This window comes from Microbacterium sp. zg.B48, assembly GCF_024623505.1.
GTDB lineage: Bacteria > Actinomycetota > Actinomycetes > Actinomycetales > Microbacteriaceae > Microbacterium.
The window spans coordinates 83,041-101,453 of record NZ_JANJFE010000014.1; the positions used below are offsets into that span (position 1 = coordinate 83,041).

At 70.5% G+C, this 18,413-nt stretch carries 14 protein-coding genes; 3 read left to right on the plus strand and 11 right to left on the minus strand.

What is annotated here, in order from left to right:
• The first annotated feature begins 8 nt into the window (after positions 1-8).
• A complete protein-coding gene (locus NQ152_RS11720; protein WP_257524089.1) occupies positions 9-2,567 on the plus strand; it encodes a helix-turn-helix transcriptional regulator in 2,559 nt (852 codons plus the stop codon).
• Between the two features lie 103 nt (positions 2,568-2,670).
• On the plus strand, positions 2,671-3,348 hold the full coding sequence (locus NQ152_RS11725; protein ID WP_257501613.1) for an IniB N-terminal domain-containing protein: 678 nt from the start codon (positions 2,671-2,673) through the stop codon (positions 3,346-3,348).
• A gap of 495 nt (positions 3,349-3,843) precedes the next feature.
• Here the strand turns inward: NQ152_RS11725 and NQ152_RS11730 are convergent, their stop codons facing one another.
• The 3 genes from NQ152_RS11730 to NQ152_RS11740 form a co-directional block, all read right to left on the minus strand.
• Entirely contained in the window at positions 3,844-5,481 is a 1,638-nt protein-coding gene (locus NQ152_RS11730; protein WP_257524090.1) for a dynamin family protein, read from the minus strand.
• The gene (locus tag NQ152_RS11735) at positions 5,478-7,352 is read right to left on the minus strand and encodes a dynamin family protein (RefSeq protein ID WP_257524091.1); all 1,875 of its coding nucleotides are present in this window, start codon (positions 7,350-7,352) and stop codon (positions 5,478-5,480) included. Before NQ152_RS11735 ends, NQ152_RS11730 begins: the two co-directional genes overlap by 4 nt.
• A 224-nt stretch (positions 7,353-7,576) precedes the next feature.
• Positions 7,577-8,563, minus strand: coding sequence for a hypothetical protein (locus NQ152_RS11740; protein WP_257524092.1), 987 nt, complete (start codon positions 8,561-8,563; stop codon positions 7,577-7,579).
• A gap of 222 nt (positions 8,564-8,785) precedes the next feature.
• Here NQ152_RS11740 and NQ152_RS11745 point away from each other — a divergent pair, with 222 nt between their 5' ends.
• Complete coding sequence (locus NQ152_RS11745) at positions 8,786-9,994, plus strand: class I SAM-dependent methyltransferase (RefSeq protein WP_257524093.1); 1,209 nt, start codon at positions 8,786-8,788, stop codon at positions 9,992-9,994.
• 16 nt (positions 9,995-10,010) lie between these two features.
• Here the strand turns inward: NQ152_RS11745 and NQ152_RS11750 are convergent, their stop codons facing one another.
• From NQ152_RS11750 to glmS, 8 genes are all read right to left on the minus strand, one after another.
• Positions 10,011-10,793 carry a hypothetical protein gene (locus NQ152_RS11750; protein ID WP_257524094.1) on the minus strand — a complete coding sequence of 261 codons (783 nt, stop codon included), beginning with the start codon at positions 10,791-10,793 and terminating at the stop codon, positions 10,011-10,013.
• Complete coding sequence (gene tsaD, locus NQ152_RS11755) at positions 10,790-11,881, minus strand: tRNA (adenosine(37)-N6)-threonylcarbamoyltransferase complex transferase subunit TsaD (RefSeq protein WP_257501608.1); 1,092 nt, start codon at positions 11,879-11,881, stop codon at positions 10,790-10,792. The genes NQ152_RS11750 and tsaD overlap by 4 nt, the downstream gene beginning before the upstream one ends.
• Positions 11,878-12,507, minus strand: a complete 630-nt coding sequence (rimI, locus tag NQ152_RS11760) for a ribosomal protein S18-alanine N-acetyltransferase (RefSeq protein ID WP_257524095.1) — start codon at positions 12,505-12,507, stop codon at positions 11,878-11,880. Before rimI ends, tsaD begins: the two co-directional genes overlap by 4 nt.
• Positions 12,504-13,163 carry a tRNA (adenosine(37)-N6)-threonylcarbamoyltransferase complex dimerization subunit type 1 TsaB gene (gene tsaB, locus NQ152_RS11765; RefSeq protein ID WP_257501606.1) on the minus strand — a complete coding sequence of 220 codons (660 nt, stop codon included), beginning with the start codon at positions 13,161-13,163 and terminating at the stop codon, positions 12,504-12,506. The genes rimI and tsaB overlap by 4 nt, the downstream gene beginning before the upstream one ends.
• Before the next feature lie 140 nt (positions 13,164-13,303).
• Positions 13,304-13,807, minus strand: coding sequence for a tRNA (adenosine(37)-N6)-threonylcarbamoyltransferase complex ATPase subunit type 1 TsaE (tsaE, locus tag NQ152_RS11770; RefSeq protein WP_257524096.1), 504 nt, complete (start codon positions 13,805-13,807; stop codon positions 13,304-13,306).
• Positions 13,804-14,928, minus strand: a complete 1,125-nt coding sequence (gene alr / locus NQ152_RS11775; RefSeq protein WP_257524097.1) for an alanine racemase — start codon at positions 14,926-14,928, stop codon at positions 13,804-13,806. The genes tsaE and alr overlap by 4 nt, the downstream gene beginning before the upstream one ends.
• Entirely contained in the window at positions 14,925-15,359 is a 435-nt protein-coding gene (locus NQ152_RS11780; RefSeq protein ID WP_257524098.1) for a holo-ACP synthase, read from the minus strand. The genes alr and NQ152_RS11780 overlap by 4 nt, the downstream gene beginning before the upstream one ends.
• Positions 15,360-15,809: 450 nt before the next feature.
• Positions 15,810-17,663 (minus strand): glutamine--fructose-6-phosphate transaminase (isomerizing), encoded by a 1,854-nt coding sequence (gene glmS / locus NQ152_RS11785; protein ID WP_257524099.1) that lies wholly within the window; start codon positions 17,661-17,663, stop codon positions 15,810-15,812.
• Positions 17,664-18,413: the final 750 nt, after the last annotated feature.

Below are 18,413 nucleotides of genomic sequence, written 5' to 3' on the forward strand. Positions count from 1 at the left end.
ACCTGACGATGTCAACCGTTCAGTCTGATGAGAATGTGCTGTCGGATGCCGAGGCCCTGTTCATCTGGGAGCGACAAGCACGTCCGGTGATGGAGTCGATCGCATCGGCGGGCGACAGCCCCGCGCGGGCGTTCGTGGTGGGCAACGCCGGATCGGGCAAGTCGACGATGCTGCGCGAGCTGCACCGACTCCTGGCCGACCAGAACGCCGACCCGGTCCTGTTCGGCGATGCGGTGGACGTGGCCCGCGTGCCCTCGGCGCACGTGCTGCTGGTCGATGACCTCCACCTGCTCGATTCCGCGCAGGTCGCCGCCATCCTGGAGCGCTCCGCGGATCCCGAAGCGGCGTTGGTCGTCGCGAGCCGTCCCTGGCCGCGCGCGGACGCCCTGACCAGCATCTCCCGGAGCCTGGAGCGCAGCCGACCCGCGATCGTGCTGGGTCACGTCTCGCGCTCCGATGTGCTGACGTATCTCCGCGCCGCGGATCAGGTCATCGCGGGTTCCTGCGTCGACGACATCCTGAGGTTCACCGGCGGCGTGTCCTGGCTCGTCTCCGAGGCGCTCGCGCTGCACGATGCCCGCGACTGCGCCGACGACAGCGGCCACCGTGCGGTCAAACGGGCCGTGGAGGATCGGATCGCCTACCGGCTGGACACGATCCCGGTCGAGCTGCGGCTCGAGATCGAAGCGCTGTGCGTCTCGCCGGCCGGTCACGACCGCATGCTCGCCGAGCGGGACGACATCATCGCACAGGGGTATGCCGAGGGTCTGCTGATGCGCAACGGCCAGCCGGTGCCGCTGGTGCGGGCGGCCGTTCGCTCCATCATTCCGGTCACGCGGCTGATCGACCTGAGCGCGAACGTCGCCGACGGCCTTGCCCTGTCCGCGGCGGCGGGAGATTCGAGCTACCGCAGCTGGGTCGGCGGCATCCAGGATCCGGCCATCGGCGCGGCCCTGGTGGAGCATGCCGATCGGGCGCTGGACGGCGACCCGCGCCGCGCGTTCGAGCTGTATGCGGGTGCACTGGACTGCGGCCTGAATCCGACCGGGCTCATCGGCCGGCAGGCGCAGGCCGCGTGGGCGTCCGGCAACCCCGACCTGGCCGCCTCGCTCCTGGACGGCGTGCCCACGACCGGGACGATCCCGGACAGCGACCGCGTCGCCGACACCTCAGCGGCCATTTGGTCCATGCGCGGAATGATGCGCATGAGCGACACCGTCTACCGTTCGCTGCCCCCGCAGAGCAGCGAGTCCAGGGCGCGCGCAACGATCGCCGCCTTCGGCGCGGGGCGGATGCCGGAGGCTGCCGAATCCGCACAGGCCTCCGGGCTGCCCTCCACCCTCCGCGTCGCGCTGGAGCTGCTGGATCGCGGCCTGCGCACGTCGATGACCAACGACGGCACGGAGTCCGCGATCGCCGATCTGGTGCGCGCGTCCGAGATGTACACCTCGGCGGCCACGTCCGCTCCGATCCCCGAACTGCCCGCCGTCATCGCCGCGATCGTGGCGATGAACGTCGGCGACCTGGACGTCGCGCACGACGTCATCGAGAACGCGATCCAGGGCGATCAGGGCGGCGAATGGGCACGGATGCGTCTGCTGCTGTGGCGCTCCTGGATCGCCGTCCAGAAGGCCCGGCCGGCTGAGGCACGGGATGCGCTGACGCATGCCCTGGAGACGTCCTCGACGCGTTCGACCCGCGACACGCTGCTGGCTCAGGCGATCCGCGTCGCGATCGCCCGGCGCTACGAGGACTCCGCAGCGCTGGAGGCCGCCTGGAGTGCGGCCCGCGACAGCATCCTGCACACCGAGGTCGATCTGTACTCGCTGCTGCCCCTGGCCGAGCTGGTCACCGCCGCCGCCCGCGTGGATGACCCGGAGCGGCTGCGGCCGCATTTCGTGCGCGGGCTCGGCATCATCGAACAGCTGGGCTCTCCCCCGGTGTGGTCCACACATCTGCACTGGGCGGGGATCCAGCACGGCATCCTGCTCAATCTGCCCGACGCGCTCGAACCGCACGCGCGCGCCCTCGTGTCGGCGACCGCCCACAGTCCCGTCGCTGCAGTGATGGCGCAGGCGGGCCGCGTGTGGACGGCGACCTTGGCGGGATCCGTGGATGCCGATGCCGTCGAGGCCGCCGCTCACGGCCTGGCCTCGGCGGGGCTGGGCTGGGACGGCGCACGGCTGGCCGGACACGGCGCGAACCGCACCACCGACCGGCGGATCTCTGCGCGACTGCTCTCGTGCGCACGCGAACTGCACCCTCAGGAGGTCACGCGCAAGGCCCCGCGCGCGGACGAGGAATCCACGCCGGGGACACCGGCCGGCCCCTCGGGATTCACGCTGAGCGAGCGCGAGCGCGACGTCGCACGGCTCGTGCTGCAGGGCAAGACGTACGCCGAGATCGGGGAGACGATCTTCATCTCGCCGCGCACGGCCGAACACCACATCGCCCACATCCGACGCCGCCTCGGGGCGACCTCCCGGTCTGATCTCATCGCGAAACTGCGCGTGGTCGTCGATCAAGGTGAGGGAACCGGGGAGCGCACCACTGGGCTGAACCCATGAACCCCGTACTGAACCCCCATCGCATCGGGGGAACCCCCGATGCCGCGAAAGGTAATTTCCAGAACAATATGAATAGCTTTATCGGACATATAGGAGTCGAGTCATGAGTACACCAGTTGCGACCATCGCAGACGCGTTGATCGAATTCATTCTGAGCCTGCTTCGTGACCCGTCGGCGGTGGAAGAATTCGACGCGAACCCCACGGGGATGCTGGCGAGCAACGGCCTGAGCGACGTGTGCGCGGACGACGTGCGGGCCGTTGCCCCCGTGGTCATCGACCGCCCCGAGGTCGACCCCCGCCCGACCCCCGCCCCGCCGAAGCCGTACCCGAGCGATGTCGTCAACGAGATCAAAACCATCACGAACAACTTCGTGACGATCGACAACCGGGCCACCATCGTGGACCAGTCGGTCAACCAGAACATCTGGACCGAGGGCGGCGACGTCACGCAGATCTTCGACAACGAAGCCATCGTCGCATCGGGCGACCAGGCCGTCGCCGCCGGCGACGACGCGCTGGTGGACAACTCCGACACCGACGTGGCGGTCGGCGACGTGTCGATCGGCAACGAGACCACCGACGTCGACATCGACGGTTCGTTCAACGACGACTCGACCGAGACCGACGACTCGGTCGACATGGATGCGGACGAGTCCTTCAACGACGACTCGACGAACACGGACGTGAGCGTCGACGTCGAGGACTCGTTCAACGATTACACCGAGACAGCAGTGGACACCGACGTGGACGTCGAGTTCGCCACTGAGGAGACGCTGTAAGCTCAGCCCGTGTCTGACGAGCAGAAATCACTTCCGAATCCGCGCGTCCCCGCTGTCCAGGGGCGCGCGGATTCGCGTGGGCCGGCTCCGCAGGGACGCCCGGAATCGCCGCGTCGCGAAGCACCCGCACGACCGCCGCTGTCCAGCCCGAACGCTCCGCCCGTGGTCGCGAAAGTCACCCCGCCGGCATCCGTGCGCTTCGCTCAGCTGTTCTGGATCCTGAGCTTCGCCGTCGGCGGATTCGCGGTCGTCTACTTCTTCATCATCCGCGAGAAGCAGCTGCCGCTGATCGGTGACGTGGTGCGCAGCGTGACCGAGGGTCGCAGCGACGAGATCTACACGACCGCCGCCGACATCATCTTCTGGTCGATCTTCGGCACCATGCTGGCGATCCTGCTCATCCAGATCACGCTGATGGTCTCGTTCATGGGACGACGGCCCAACGTGCGGTGGTGGCAGATGGGAACCGTGCTGCTGCAGGCGATCGTCGTGCTGCTATCGCTGGAGCTTGTCGCCGGCGGGAGCGACGGCGAGTTCCTCCGTCAGCTCCTCGTCATCCAGCTCGGTCTGGCGCTGCTCGGACTCCTCATCAGCACGATGCCCCCCGCCCTCGCCTGGTCCGCCCGTGGCGTCGACGTCCGCCGCGGTCCCCTCGGCGAAGCCGGCAGTCCCGAGCTCTGAGGCCATCTCCTCCAAGCTGCGGATCACGACGCGGCACACCTCGGTGGTGGCGCGCTCGGTGAGCGGAGACTGCGCCAGGGTGCGCCAGTGGATCAACTGGTCATCGATCAGCTGACGCAGCGCACTCGGGCCGGCACCCTCCTCAGCGGCGAGCCGCGAGGTGATCGGCGTCCCCTTGCCTCCCACGAGCCGCTCCGCCAGTACCGTGTTCTCCTTCGAGAGCGGCAGGCCGGAAGCGCGCATCCTCGCCAACAGCGAGAGCTCACGCAGGGTGTGCGCGGTCGCGTAGATGCGCTCGATGCCGGCCACCAAGTCCCCGGTCTCCGCACGCGGGTGGTCGTGGACGAGCTTGTCCAGCCCGTCCAGGACGCCCCGCACCTTGAGTGCGTCCGCCCGGGTGCGGAACTGGTTGCGCACGACCTGGTTCAGTTCGTTCAGCCCGCTCTGCTGGATCAGCCGTTCGGCCAGCTGCGACGAATCCGATGCGCCGCCGCGGACCAGGGTCGTCGCCAGTCGGACGCCGAAGATCCCGAAGCGTCCGAGCAGGTCACGGCGCGCGTCCTGGCTGACGGTGGTCACGTCGGTGGGGCGCACGAAGCGATCGGCTGAGACGAGCAGGCGATCGCGGGAGGCCTTGTCCAGCCGCGCGAGCTCGCGGAACGCCGCGAACTCCTTCTCACGCAGGGTGCGCGCGCCCTCCGCGAGCAGCCCCGCCACCGGCGTCACGCCCAGCGCCAGCGAGCCCAGGTCGCCGTCTCGCTCGTACCGCCGGGCGACGCGGCTCGCCGACAGGAGCGAGTCGATGCGACCCGAACCGACCTCGTCCGCCCGTGACAGCACGCCCACCGCGTTGACCGTCTGCGAGACGCCGGCGGCGGTGTCGCGGAAGGCCTCCAGGAACTTGACGTCCGACGCGTGCAGGTGGCGGAGCAGGTACACGATCGCGTCCGCCGACGAGGGAGACTCGTCGGGTGTCAGAAAGGTGGTGGAGCGCGCCGAGGTCTCCTGCGAAAGCGAGGCGATGCCGGGCGTATCGATGAGGATCACCGACTGCAGCCCCGAGGAGGGCCAGCCCACGTCGATGAACTTGACGTCCTCGGGAGGGATGCCGTCCAGCGTCAGCACCAGCTTGCCGCGCTCGCGCTTGACCGGCATGCGGCGCGGCTCACCTTCGCGAGGATGCAGGGTCACGTACGGCGTCGCGGAGTACCGGTACCAGGTGACGACCCGGGTGCACTCGCCGGCGTCAGTCGGCGCGATCTGCTCGCCCAGCATCGCGTTCAGCAGGGTCGACTTGCCGGCCTTGACCATGCCGGCCAGGGCCAGCCGCAACGGCTCCCGCAGGCGTCGGTCCAGGTCCTGCAGGACCTTGGTCGCCGCGGGATCGTCCTGGTAGACAGCGAAAGCGGACGCGATGAGATCGCTCGCGTCGTCGCGCACCGTTCTGCTCACCGGCTGATTGCCTCCCTGCGCACCGGCGGCAGCACGGGGATCTCGGAGCGCAGCGTCTCGAGCTGCTTGATCTGAGTCCGCAGCTGCGTCATCCGCTGGTCCGTGTCCGCGGCGAACGTGCCGGCAGCCTGCTTGGCGGCGAGCACCGACTCCGACAGCGAGCGGTGGAACTCGTCCGCGATGCCGCCGAAGTGGTCCCGCGCGGAACGCTGCACCAGGCGGAGCCGGTCCTTCAGCTGCTTGCTGACCTGGAAGGTGACCTCGTCGATGTACCGACGGACCAGGTTCTTCGCCTCGAACTGCCGGCGCGAGAGCCGCGAGCCCATGTCCTCGCGGTACGCGCGACGCCCCACCAGGATGCCGGCGAGCAGCGAGAGCGGGTTGATCAGGCTCAGGCCGATCAGCCCGGTGGCCAGGCCCACCATCAGCACACCACCGTACGAGCCGCGGACACCGATGTAGATCTTCTCGCCCGCGCCCATCTGGCCGGCGTTCAGCTTCGCGATGCCTTCGACCGGGTCCAGGACACCCTCGGTGTTGCCGACCTCGATGAGGGGCAGCTCGTTGCCGCCCTCGGCGAACAGCTCGGCGACCTCTTCGGACAGCCACCGCGAGCGCTCGTCGGTCCACACGAACGTCTCCGAGATGGCGGCCGCGACGCGCTGGTCGAGCCACTCGGTGATCTGGTCCCAGATCGGGCCAGGATCGCCCTCGTCGATGGATTTCTCCGCCTCGCGCTGCACCTTGCGCAGACGATCACGCAGGTCGTGCTCCATATCGGAGATGAGGTCGGCCACGCCGTCGCTCAGGGTGACCTGCCACCGGGAGGATCGGCCGCGGAACTCGTCGGCCCGCGCCTTCGCGTCCTCCAGCTGCGCGATCATCCGGGGGGTGTCCTCGGGATGCTCCAGCGCGTTCAGTTCGGAGCGCAGCGACATCGTCAGCTGATCGACGACCGAGGCCAGGTCGTGCACGGCGGCACGCTCGTGGATGACCTCGGCGCGCTCCAGCACCTCCCGGCGCAGGTGCGCGACGAGCGCCGGGAACCCGGACTCGTCGTTGAGTTCGCGATCCTGCAGCTCCGCCGCCATCATCCGCAGGTCGCTGGAGACCGTGAACATCGGCACCTCGCCGACCTCGCCCAGGTGCGAGCGGTCGAGGCGCTCGATCTGCCGCCAGTCCGGGTAGAGGTCGGTCTTGGCCAGCACGGCCGCGACGTTCGGGGACACGCGCATCGCGTGCTTGAGGAACTGGATCTCGGGCTCGGTGTACTCCTGCGAGGCATCCGAGACGAGCAGCACGGCGTGCGCCGACGAGAGAGCTGCCAGAGTGGTCAGCGAGTTCGACGAGTCCAGTCCCCCGACGCCGGGTGAGTCGACGATCCGCAGTCCGCCTTTGAGGATCTCGCGAGGAAGCAGCACTTCGGCCGACACGATCTGGCGCTCGTTGCCGGGGTTGCCCTTCTCCGAGACGAGATCACCCAGATCCTCGAGCGCGATCTCCTGGCGCTGGATGACGCCGGGACCGTCGGACTCGTGATGGATCAGGATCGCCGCAGAGGCCGTCTCGGCGTATCCGACCGACGTCGGCACGCTCGTGGCCACATCGTCATCGACCGGGCACGCGGGTGCGTTGACGAGCGCGTTGATGAGCTTGCTCTTGCCCTTCTTGAACTCTCCGACGACGATGACGCGCACGTTCGGGTCGCGCAGTCGCTCCTGCGTCTGCTCCAGCCGGGCGGCGAGGTCCTCCCGTCCTGAGGACGCCGCCAGCCGACCGACGTTTCCGATGACCCGGACCAGTGCTTCGGCCTTGGTGGTCTGCGCCGGCTGCGCCACGGGGGCGGCGTTCTGCTGCACGGGCGCTGCCACATTCCCCTTATCGGCCGCGCGCTGAACTTCTTTGCTCTCTGCCAAAACCAGCCCCCGTTGGTCGTCCCCCGTACCGTACAACGCTACGCCATCGAGCGGTATTCAGTCCGGTCGAGGGGAATTGCTCGATATGTGAGTCATGCGGTCAAAACGCCACTTGCCCGGCCACCCCCGAGAGGGTGGCCGGGCAAGTCAGTGTGTCGGGTTCTTCGTCCCGCTCCGGCTTACAGCTCGAAGTCGCCGGTGTTGGAGTCGGGGCTGAAGAAGTTGCCGCTGTTCTCCCACGAGACCTCGGCGTCGACGTCGACGTCGGTGTTCCACTCGTCGTTGAACGCGTCCTCGACTGCGACGTCGACGTCGTAGTTGTCCGAGAAGTCGTTGAACGAGTCGTTGATCAGCGTGTTGGTGGAGGCGTCGGTGTTGACCGAGTTGTCCTGGAAGGAGTCGCTGATCGTGGTGGTGTTCCACTCGTTGCCGGCCCAGATGTCGCCGATCTCGACGTTGACCACCGAGTTGTCGACCGTGGCGTCGTCACCGGCTGCAACGGCCTGGTCACCCGATGCCGTCTGTGCCTCGTTCTCGAAGCCCTGGAAGACGCTTCCACCACCGGTGTCGATGTTCTGGTTGACCGACTGGTCCACGATCGTGCTGCGGTTGTCGAGCGCCAGAGCGAAGTCGCCACCGCCGGCCGCGCCGCCCAGGCCACCCAGGTTCAGGTCGCCGAAGCCGGTGTTGTACTGGCGGATGCCAGCCGAGACCGAGTTGTCGTTGAGGATCTGGGTGTTGAACGAGTCGGTGAAGGTGTCCGAGTTGTCGTTGTACGAGTCGTTGACCGAGTTGTCGGAGTTGTCCGAGTTGTCCGAGTTGTCCGAGTTGTCCGAGTTGTCGGAGTTGTCCGAGTTGTCCGAGTTGTCGGAGTTGTCCGAGTTGTCCTCGATGGCGACGTCAACTGCCACCGACTCGTCGTTGAACGAGTCCTCGACGTCGACCGCGGTGTCGTTGTAAGAGTCCTCGTTACCCGAGTCCTCGACGTCAAGATTGGTCGAGTTGTCGTTGAGCGAGTCCTCGAGCTCGACGGCGACCGCGGTGTTACCCGAGTTGAGGTTGTTGTCCTCGATGTCGACGTCGGTCTCGTTGAACGCGTCGTCGACCTCGAGCGCAGCGTCGATGTTGGTCTGGACGCCCAGAAGGTTGAGGTTTTCGTCAGCCATGATGTTTCCCTTTGTTCGAAAGATTGCCCGGCGGCGTATTAGTTAGAGTTTGGGCTCTCCGGCTGCCCCCCACATCGGGGATGCCCCCCGCGCCTGCTACCCACCCCCCTGGGGGATTCGGCCGGGGGGTGGGTGCTCGAGTAGGGGTACCGGGATCCGCACCCCCGGCCGCGTGGGGACCGGACGCCGGATCGCGAGTGCGCGCGACCGTAGGCTGGATGGGTGGACCTGACCGAGTTGACCGCCCTGCTCACCCCCGAAGGCCTGCGGCTGCTGGATTCCACCGACGCCGTCGATTCGACCGAAGACGTGGCCCGCACCGTGACGCTGCTGCGCAAGGCGGGACACTCCCCCGAACTGGTATCCGCGGTCGTCGGCCAGGCACGGCTGCGCGTGCGGGCTCGCGCCAAGTTCGGCGACTTCGCCGATCGGATGCTGTTCACCCGGGCGGGCCTGGAGCAGGCCACGCGTCTCGCGGTAGCGGCCGGCCACGCGGGCCGGTTCCGCGCCGCCGGGATCACCACCGTGGCCGACCTGGGCTGCGGGATCGGGGGCGACGCCCTCGGGTTCGCCGCGCTCGGACTGCGCGTGGACGCGGTCGAAGCCGACGAGGTGACCGCCGCGATCGCCGCGTACAACCTCGCTCCGTTCGGGGATGCCGTCACCGTCCGCCACGGCACGGCCGAGTCGCTCGCGCCGACCGTCGCGGCATCCGAGAACCCCGTCGGGGTGTGGCTGGATCCGGCCCGCCGCACCTCGGGACACTCCGAGACCGCGCGCGTGCGCCCCGAGGATTACTCCCCCCCGCTGGACTGGGCGTTCGAGCTGGCGCAGCGCATCCCCACCGGGATCAAACTGGGGCCCGGGCTGGACCGCGGGATGATCCCCGACAACGTCGAGGCGCAGTGGGTCAGCGCGGACGGATCGACGGTCGAGCTGGTCCTGTGGTCCGGGCGCCTGGCGCGCGAGGGCGTGCGCCGAGCTGCGCTCGTGCTGCGCGGCGACGACGCCTGGGAGTTGACCTCCGCCACGGATGCCGCGGACGAACCCGTCCGGCCGCTCGGCGCGTTCGTGCACGAGCCGGACGGCTCGGTGATCCGCGCACGTCTGATCGGCGACGTCGCGCGGGCCCTGGACGCGGGGATGCTGTCGGATCAGATCGCGTACCTGACCTCGGATGCGGCGCTGACCAGTCCGTTCGTCGCCAGCTTCCGGGTGCGCGAGGTGCTGCCGACCGAGGTGCGGGCGCTCTCGCGCGCGCTGCGCGATCGCGGCATCGGCCGGCTCGAGATCAAGAAGCGGGGCGTGGACATCGATCCGGCCGCTTACCGCAAGCAGCTGAAGCTCCGCGGGGACGAGTCGGCGACCCTGATCCTCACCCGTGTCGGGTCCAAGCGGATCGCGATCCTCGCAGACCGGGTGCTCGACTAGCCAGGGCGGATCGCCGTCAGCCGAACATCCCCATGCGCGTCGCGGCGAAAAGCAGCCAGCCCGCGCTGTAGAGCAGCGAGACCACACCGAGCACGAGCGCCCACACCCCGACTGCCCGGCTCTCGATCGGGCGCCGCAGGGCGATGATCGCCGTCACGATCGCCGCCACGCCGAGCGGGATGCCCCAGCCCACGAACATCGACACGACGAATGCCACGATCGCAATCCCCAGCGCCCACGCCGCCATCCCGCGGGAGGGGACAGCCGGCTCGGCCTCGGCCCACAGCACCGGAGCGTCCAGGTCCGGGGCGGTCACGATCGGCGTGACACCGACCGGCGCGGTAGGCCACCGCTCGAACCCGCCGCGGTGCGTTCCAGGCAGCGCCGACTCCGCCTGCACAGGCGCGACGTCGGGTGACGGGGGCTCGACGGCCGCCCGAGGTGACGCGGGCTGGGGTGCGGGGGGCGCTGCCGGACGGAGGATCGCGGGCGAGGTCGCGTCCGGGCCCGGCCGTGCGGCGCCGGGCGCCACGGGCGGGGCGGGCGTGACGGGCGGGGCCGGCGCCACCGGTGCAGCCTGCGTGCCAGCTGCGGCGGGTGCCACCGGCGTGCCACGTGCGGGGGAAGCGGGGGAACCGTCCTGCGCACGCGCCGTCTGCTCGCGTCCTGCGCGCCGCAGCGACGGCACCGCCGGCGGTCCGGGCGCGATGCTCTGTTCGGCATCGGCAGCGCCCGCGCCGGAGTCCTCCGCGCGCGCGGGCGCGGCATCCGAAGCCTTCTCGTCCCCTGCGTCGCTCACGCCGCCTCCTCCGCGACCTGGATCTCGGTGACCGGCAGGGTGGAGTCCGCGCCGAATCCCCAGGCGGAGGGCTCGTTGCCGGCCATGATCAGCTCCGATGCCAATGCCGCGATCATCGCACCGTTGTCCGTGCACAGCGACAGGGGTGGGATGCGCAGGGCGACGCCCGCGGCATCCGCTCGCTCGATGGCGACCTCGCGCAGGCGGCGGTTGGCGATCACGCCGCCGCCGAGGAGCAGGCGCGGAACGCCGTGGTCGGCGCAGGCGGCGAGCGCCTTGGTGACCAGCACGTCCACGACGGCCTCACGGAAGGATGCCGCGACATCCGCGATCGGGACCGACCAATCGGCTTCGGGTTCCTGAGCCTGCCGAAGGGCGCGCTGCTCGGTCCAGCGGGCGACGGCGGTCTTCAGCCCCGAGAAGGAGAAGTCGTAGCGGTGCTTGGCCACATCGCTCGCCCGCGACAGTCCACGGGGGAACGCGATGGCGCGCGGGTCGCCCGATGCGGCAGCCCGATCGATCTCGGGGCCGCCGGGGTAGGGCAGCCCGAGCAGGCGCGCGACCTTGTCGAAGGCCTCGCCGGCGGCATCGTCCAGCGTCTCGCCGAGCAGCTCGACGTCCGAGGTGAGGTCGCGCACGAGCAGGAGCGAGGTGTGTCCGCCGCTGACCAGAAGCGCGACCGTGGGGTATTCCAGTGGCGGGGCTTCGGCGTCGAGGATGTCGGCGGCGATGTGCCCGACCAGGTGGTTGACGGCGTACAGCGGTGTGCCGAGCGAGACGGCGAGCGCCTTCGCGGCGCCGATGCCGACCATGAGGGCGCCGGCCAGCCCCGGGCCGGAGGTCACGGCGATCGCGTCGAGGTCCGCGAGCGATACCCCGGCTTCGGCGAGCGCCGCCTCGATCGAGGGCGTGAGCGCCTCGAGGTGCGCACGCGCCGCGACTTCGGGCACGACGCCGCCGTAGCGCGCGTGCTCGTCCATGCTGGAGGCGATCGTGTTGCTCAGCAGGGTGCGGCCGCGGACGATTCCGATCCCGGTCTCGTCGCAGCTGGTCTCGATGCCCAGAACCAGGGGCTCGGCGCGGTTCATGTGCACGCTCCCGCGTCGGTCTCCGGGGATCCCGGCGCATAACTCCTCACATCCGCGGCGGTGCCGGCGGCGGATGCGCGGGATTCCGGGGGTGTCGGATCGGTCTCGGACGTTTTTGCAGGAGTTATGCGCCGCGCGTCCGGCGCACCGGCGCCGGATCGGGTCGGGCGGGCACTCCAGCCGCGCAGATCCAGCCGCATCACGATGGCGTCCACATCGTCGGGCTGGTAGTACCGCGGCCGGCGCCCCACCTCGGCGAAGCCCTCCGAGGCGTACAGCGACTGTGCGACGGGGTTGTCCGCGCGGACCTCCAGGAACACGTCCCGCACGCCGCGACGCACCGCCTCGTCCAGCAGGGCGGTCAGCAGCGCCCGCCCGCGCCCCTGACCGCGGAATCCTTCGGCCAGCGCGATCGTCTGGATATCCGCATCCGTGCCGCCGCGCACGGCGCGCAGTCCGCCGTATCCGATGATGCGGCCCGCCTCCTCCACCACGACGTACCAGCCGTGCGGCGAGGCGAGTTCCTCGCGCATCATCGCCTCCGACCACGCGTCGGTCGGGAACGATGCGCGCTCGAGAGCCATGATCGCCCCGAGGTCGTCCGCCGTCGCGGCGCGCCGAGTCATGCCGTCACCCGCTTGGGTCCGTGCGGCATCGTCACGTCGGGCGAGCGCAGGTACAGCGGCTCGGTGCGGTCCGAGACGCGACCCGCTGCCACGGCCCGGCCGGCGACGATCGCGAGCATCGCTGCGGAGACCGCGGCGGCGTCACGCCGCTGCGCGCCCAGCTCGGCCAGCCGCGCGTCGAGCTCCTCTCGCGGGATCAGGGCCGGCTCGGCGGCGCGCACCGGGAGTCCGTCCGGGTCGATCCCGTCGTACACGGTGAACGCGAACTCGCGGCGGCGCGCATCGGTCACCACGGCGAATCGGGCGATCTCGGTGCCGCTCAGCGCGCCGGACAGGTAGACCTCCAGCGCGACGGCGTCGTGGCTGACCACCGGCACCACCGGGATGCCGCGGCCCAGCGCGAACGCGCGTGCTGCAGCGATTCCGACCCGCAGGCCGGTGAACGGCCCCGGGCCCATTCCCGCGGCGACGTGTGTGAGGGCTTCGGCGGAGGACTCGGGTGCGACGGATGCCGCGGCCAGCGTCGAGTGCAGCATCCCGCCGATCACCTCGGCGTGACCGAGGGGGTTCTCGCTCGCGGACTCGGCGAGCACCACCCCGTCGTCTTCGGCCACCGCCACAGCGGTGCCGACCGAGGTGTCGATGGCGAGGATCACCATTCCAGGGTAGTCGGCGACCGGTGCGGGGGCCTCCGACGGCGTCGCGGCTGCCGGCGGGCTCGCACGCGCGCCGTCGGGCTCGCACGCGCGCCGTCGGGCTCGCACGCGCGCCGTCGGGCTCGATCGACCGGGAACGCCTAGGGCCGACGCGAGACCGTGACGATGCGCGGCGCGTCGGCGTCCAGCTCCTGCGCGGCGCGCGTCGGGTCGCCGCACATCGTCTCGGCGCCGAGTCCGCCGAGCTGCCGCTCGAGTTCGACCTCCCACCACTGGTCGCGCAGTCCGTCCACCATGCCACTGCCCCACTCGACGATCACGACCGACCTGTCCACGTCGATGTCGAGGTCGTCCAGCTCGAGCGCCGAGCCGAGCCGGTACGCGTCGACGTGCACGAGCGGCGCACCGCCGACCAGCGACGGATGCGTCCGCGCGATCACGAAGGTCGGGCTCTGCACCGGTCCACGCACGCCGAGCCCGGCCGCGATGCCGCGCGTCAGGGTGGTCTTTCCCGCCCCGAGCGCGCCGGTCAGGACCACCAGATCCCCGGGGCGCAGCATCCCGCCGATGCGTTCGCCGAACGCCTCCATGTCGTCCGGGCTGCCGATCTCGTAGCGCCCCACGAGCGGATCCAGCCCGCTCATGCCGACACCTGTCGCCGGCCGACGCGCGGTCCGATGCGCGTGACGATCTCGTAGTTGATCGTGCCCGCGGCATCGGCCCATTCGTCTGCTGCCGGTGCACCCAGCGTGGGGTCGCCGAACAGCACCGCCTCGTCGCCGACGGCCACCTCGGCGTCGCCGACGTCGACGACGAACTGGTCCATCGCGATGCGTCCGGCCACCCGGTGGCGGCGGCCGCCGATCAAGACCGGCCCGGCGCCCGATGCCTGCCGCGGGACGCCGTCCGCATAGCCGAGCGGCACGAGCGCGAGGGTCGTCTCGCGGTCGGTGCGGTAGGCGTACCCGTAGGAGACCCCGTGTCCGGCGGGCACGCGCCGCACCGCCGCGACCCCGGCGCGCAGGGTCATCGCCGGCCGCAGGCCCAGCTCGGCCGAGGAGCGATCCGCGAACGGCGAAAGCCCGTAGAGCCCGATCCCGATGCGCACGCAGCCTAGCCGCGCCTCGGGGAGCGCGATCGCCGCGTGCGTGGCGGCGATATGGTGCAGCGGCGGGGCGAGTCCTGCGGATGCCGCGATCCCCACGCCCTCGTGGAACACCCGCAGTGCGGCCCGGTCGTCCTCGGCCGACGTGTTCGAGAGGTGGCTGAACAGTCCGATCACCCGCAGCTTGCCGATGCGCTCCAGCCGCGCCGCTTCGGCGAAGACGACCCGCTGGTCCTCGGGCGCGACGCCGTTGCGGGCCAGCCCGGTCTCCAGCTTGAGGTGCACCCCCACGGCACGATCGGCGGATGCCGCGGCCGCGGCCTGCAGCAATTGATCGACGTTCGAGATGCCGAGCTCGATCCCGGCCGACGCCGCCTCGACGAAGGAGGTGCCGGGGGCATGGAGCCACGCGAGGATCGGCGCCGTGATGCCGGCGCGGCGGAGGGCGAGCGCTTCGCCGATGTCGGCGACGCCCAGGCGGCTCGCGCCTCCCTCGAGCGCGGCGACGGCGGAACGCACGGCGCCGTGGCCGTAGCCGTCGGCTTTGACGACGGCGATGATCTCCGAGTCGGTCAGCGCCCGCAGGTGCCGGACGTTCGCCGTGATGGCCCCGACGTCGATGCTCGCCTCGCGCAGCACGCCCGCCGGCAGCCGGGTCACGCCGTCGCCTCCGCGTCGCGAGGAGCAGAGTGCGCCGCGGATGCGGGCGGGTTCACGGCGCTCGGGTGCGCGGCATCCCCCGACGCCTCGGCGATGACGAACGCGGTCGCGAACCCGGCGTCATGCGACATGGACAGGTGCAGCCCCGTGATGCCGCGCGCGGCGATGACGGCCGCGGTCGAGCCGGTCAGGGTGAACCACGGCCGCCCGGAGGCCTCCGGCGTGATCTCGATCTCGGTCCAGTGCACGCCGTCAGATCCCCCGAGGGCCTTGATCAGCGCCTCCTTGGCGGCGTAGCGGGCGGCGAGGGAGCGGGGTGCGCGCGTCTGCTCCGCGGGCGAGAAAAGGCGGTCCAGCAGACGCGGCGTGCGCTCCACCGTCCGCTCGAAGCGGGCGATGTCGACCAGGTCGACGCCGATTCCGACGATCACGGTCGCCCTCTCTTCAGCACCCCGCCACTGTATCCCGCCGAAGCGGACGTCCCGCCCGCTGCTCGCCCGCGGACGCTCCCGACCTGCGCCTGATCCCGACCCGACGCGGCGCGGCGCACAACTCCTGCACAATGGCGTCACCGCCGGCGCGAATGGCCGCAGTCGCCGCCGACGCAACCGAAGGGTCCCCAGGATTGCAGGAGTTACGCGCTTTGCGCGACCGAACATCCCGTCATGCCGGGGATGGACCGCGCAAGAGTGCCCGATTGCGACGCAGACTGCACCCCTGAAGCCGGCTGCCGCGGCAACCTCGCGCCGCCCCGGGGACCGCGGGCGCTGGAACCGCTCACCCCCGCCATCAGCCGCACGCAACCGCACGCAACCGCACGCAACCGCACGCCGCCGCACGCCGCCGCACGCCGGCCGGGCAACCGCCCGGCCGGCGAAGCCCTACTCGACGGTGACCGACTTGGCGAGGTTGCGGGGCTGGTCCACGTCCAGGCCCTTCGCCGTGGCCAGCCCCATCGCGAAGATGTGCAGCGGCACGACCGCCAGCAGCGGCTCGAAGAGGGGGCCGGCCAGTGGGATGCGCAGCACCTCGTCGGCGTGCGGCAGCACCGCGGCGTCGCCCTCTTCGGCGATCGCGATCACGCGCGCGCCGCGCGCACGGATCTCCTCGATGTTCGAGACGACCTTCTTGTGCAGCTCGGCGGACTCCCGCGGCGAGGGCACGATGACGAACACCGGCTGACCGGCCTCGATCAGCGCGATCGGGCCGTGCTTGAGCTCGCCGGCGGCGAAGCCCTCGGCGTGGATGTAGGCCAGCTCCTTGAGCTTGAGCGCACCCTCCATCGCGATCGGGTACCCGACGTGGCGGCCGAGGAACAGCACCGAGCGGGTGTCGGCCATCCAGTGCGCGAGCTGCTCGATGCGCTCCTGCTCTTCGGTGAGGATGCGGCGGATCTTGTCGGGGATCGCCTCCAGCTCGTCCACGAAGACCGTGGCGGCCTCGGCGTCCACGGTGCCGCGGACGCGGCCCAGGTGCAGCCCGAACAGGTACAGCGCGGTGATCTGCGCGACGAAGGCCTTGGTCGACGCGACGGCGACCTCGGGTCCGGCGTGCGTGTAGACGATCGCGTCGGATTCGCGGGGGATGGTGGCGCCCTGCGTGTTGCAGATCGACAGGGTCTTGGCGCCGTGCTCGCGGGCGTACTTGACGGCCATCAGCGTGTCCATGGTCTCGCCGGACTGGCTGATCGAGACCACCAGGGTGTCCGGGCCGATCACGGGATCGCGGTAGCGGAACTCGTGCGCGAGCTCCACGTCCACGGGGACGCGCGCCCACTGCTCGATCGCGTACTTGCCCACCGCACCGGCGTACGCGGCGGTCCCGCACGCGACGATGATGATGCGCTGGATGCCGGCGAACAGATCGTCCATGCCGTCCAGCTCCGGGATGACCACCTGGCCGCCGCGGGTGCGTCCGAGGACCGTCTTGAGCACGGCCTCCGGCTCTTCGCTGATCTCCTTGGCCATGAAGCTCGTCCAGCCACCCTTGTCCGCGGCCGCGGCATCCCACAGCACCTCGAACGGCTCCACCTCGACGGCGTTGCCGAAGAAGTCGGTGACCGAGACGCCGTCGGGAGTGATCGCGACGATCTGGTCCTGGCCGATCGCGAGGGCGTTGCGGGTGTGCTCGACGAACGCGGCGACGTCGGAACCGAGGAAGTTCTCGCCCTCGCCCAGGCCGATCACCAGCGGCGAGTTCCGCCGCGCGCCCACGACCAGGCCGGGGTGGTCTTCGTGCATGGCCAACAGTGTGAACGCGCCCTCGAGCCGGCTGACGACGGCACGGAACGCGGCGACGAGGTCACCGCCGGCCTTCTGGTACTCCCGGCCGAGGAGCACCGCGGCGGCCTCGGTGTCGGTCTCGCTGCGGAAGACGTAGCCTTCCGCGACCAGCTCCGCCTTGATCTCGGAGAAGTTCTCGATGATGCCGTTGTGGATGACGGCGAGCTTGTCGTCATCGGCCAGGTGCGGGTGCGCGTTGGTGTCGGTGGGTCCGCCGTGGGTCGCCCACCGGGTGTGCCCGATGCCGGTGGTTCCGTCGGCGAGGGGGTGCTCGACGAGGTCGTCGCGAAGCACCTTGAGCTTGCCGGCGCGCTTGCGCATCCCGAGCCCGCCGTCGCCGTCGATGACCGCGACCCCGGCGGAGTCGTAGCCCCGGTACTCGAGCCGCGCCAGCCCGGCGAGAAGGATGGCCTGGCTGTCGCGAGGGCCTACGTATCCGACGATTCCACACATGCGCCCAATCCTACGGTCGCGCGGCGCGCACATCCTGAGCGGCGGCCCAGGACACGGGATGCCGCGGCCACCCCTGGACGCAAAGCGCGGGCCTCCTCGGCCGGTCCGTGAGGAACGGAAGCGCGAGGAGGCCCACTTCCCCCGGATGGCCAACCCGAAGCGGCGTCGCTGGGGAGCGAACCGCGGTACTGCTGGGGACAGTCGGGGAAGCATGAACGGAGGCGGTCCGAGTGTATCGGGATGAGCGGGGGCCGCACGCCCCTTTTTTGCGGCGCGTCCCGCGAACAATTCCGGTACCTCCGTGCACATCCCGGAAAGAATTTCCTGTCCCCCATTTGGTGGACAAGGATTCCGGTGTAGTGTGATGCGCGCAGGCAGGCTGTCGCCTATGGGGGAAGCACGATGTGGGCTCTTTCTGCCGAGCTTTCGCGGGCGATCTGGGGGGAACCTCGCGAACCCTGACCCTGTGCGTGGGCCACCCGAATGGGCCTTAGGCACAGGGTCGGGTGCTGTCCGGGCTCTGGCTCTGCACGGGCGACCGAGTGAGCGTGGGCACCAGCACCGCTGCCGCCGCTTCGCCCCGGCTCGCCGAACGCCGACCGGGAGGACCGGCGACCGGCACCGTCGCCTCCGTTACCCTGGCCCTTCGCCGGTCATGCCCATCGCAGATGCGGCCACGGCGGGGGGGGGGGGGGGGGGGGGGGGGGGGGGGGGGGGGGGCGGGGGGGGGGGGGGCGGGGGGGCGATCGA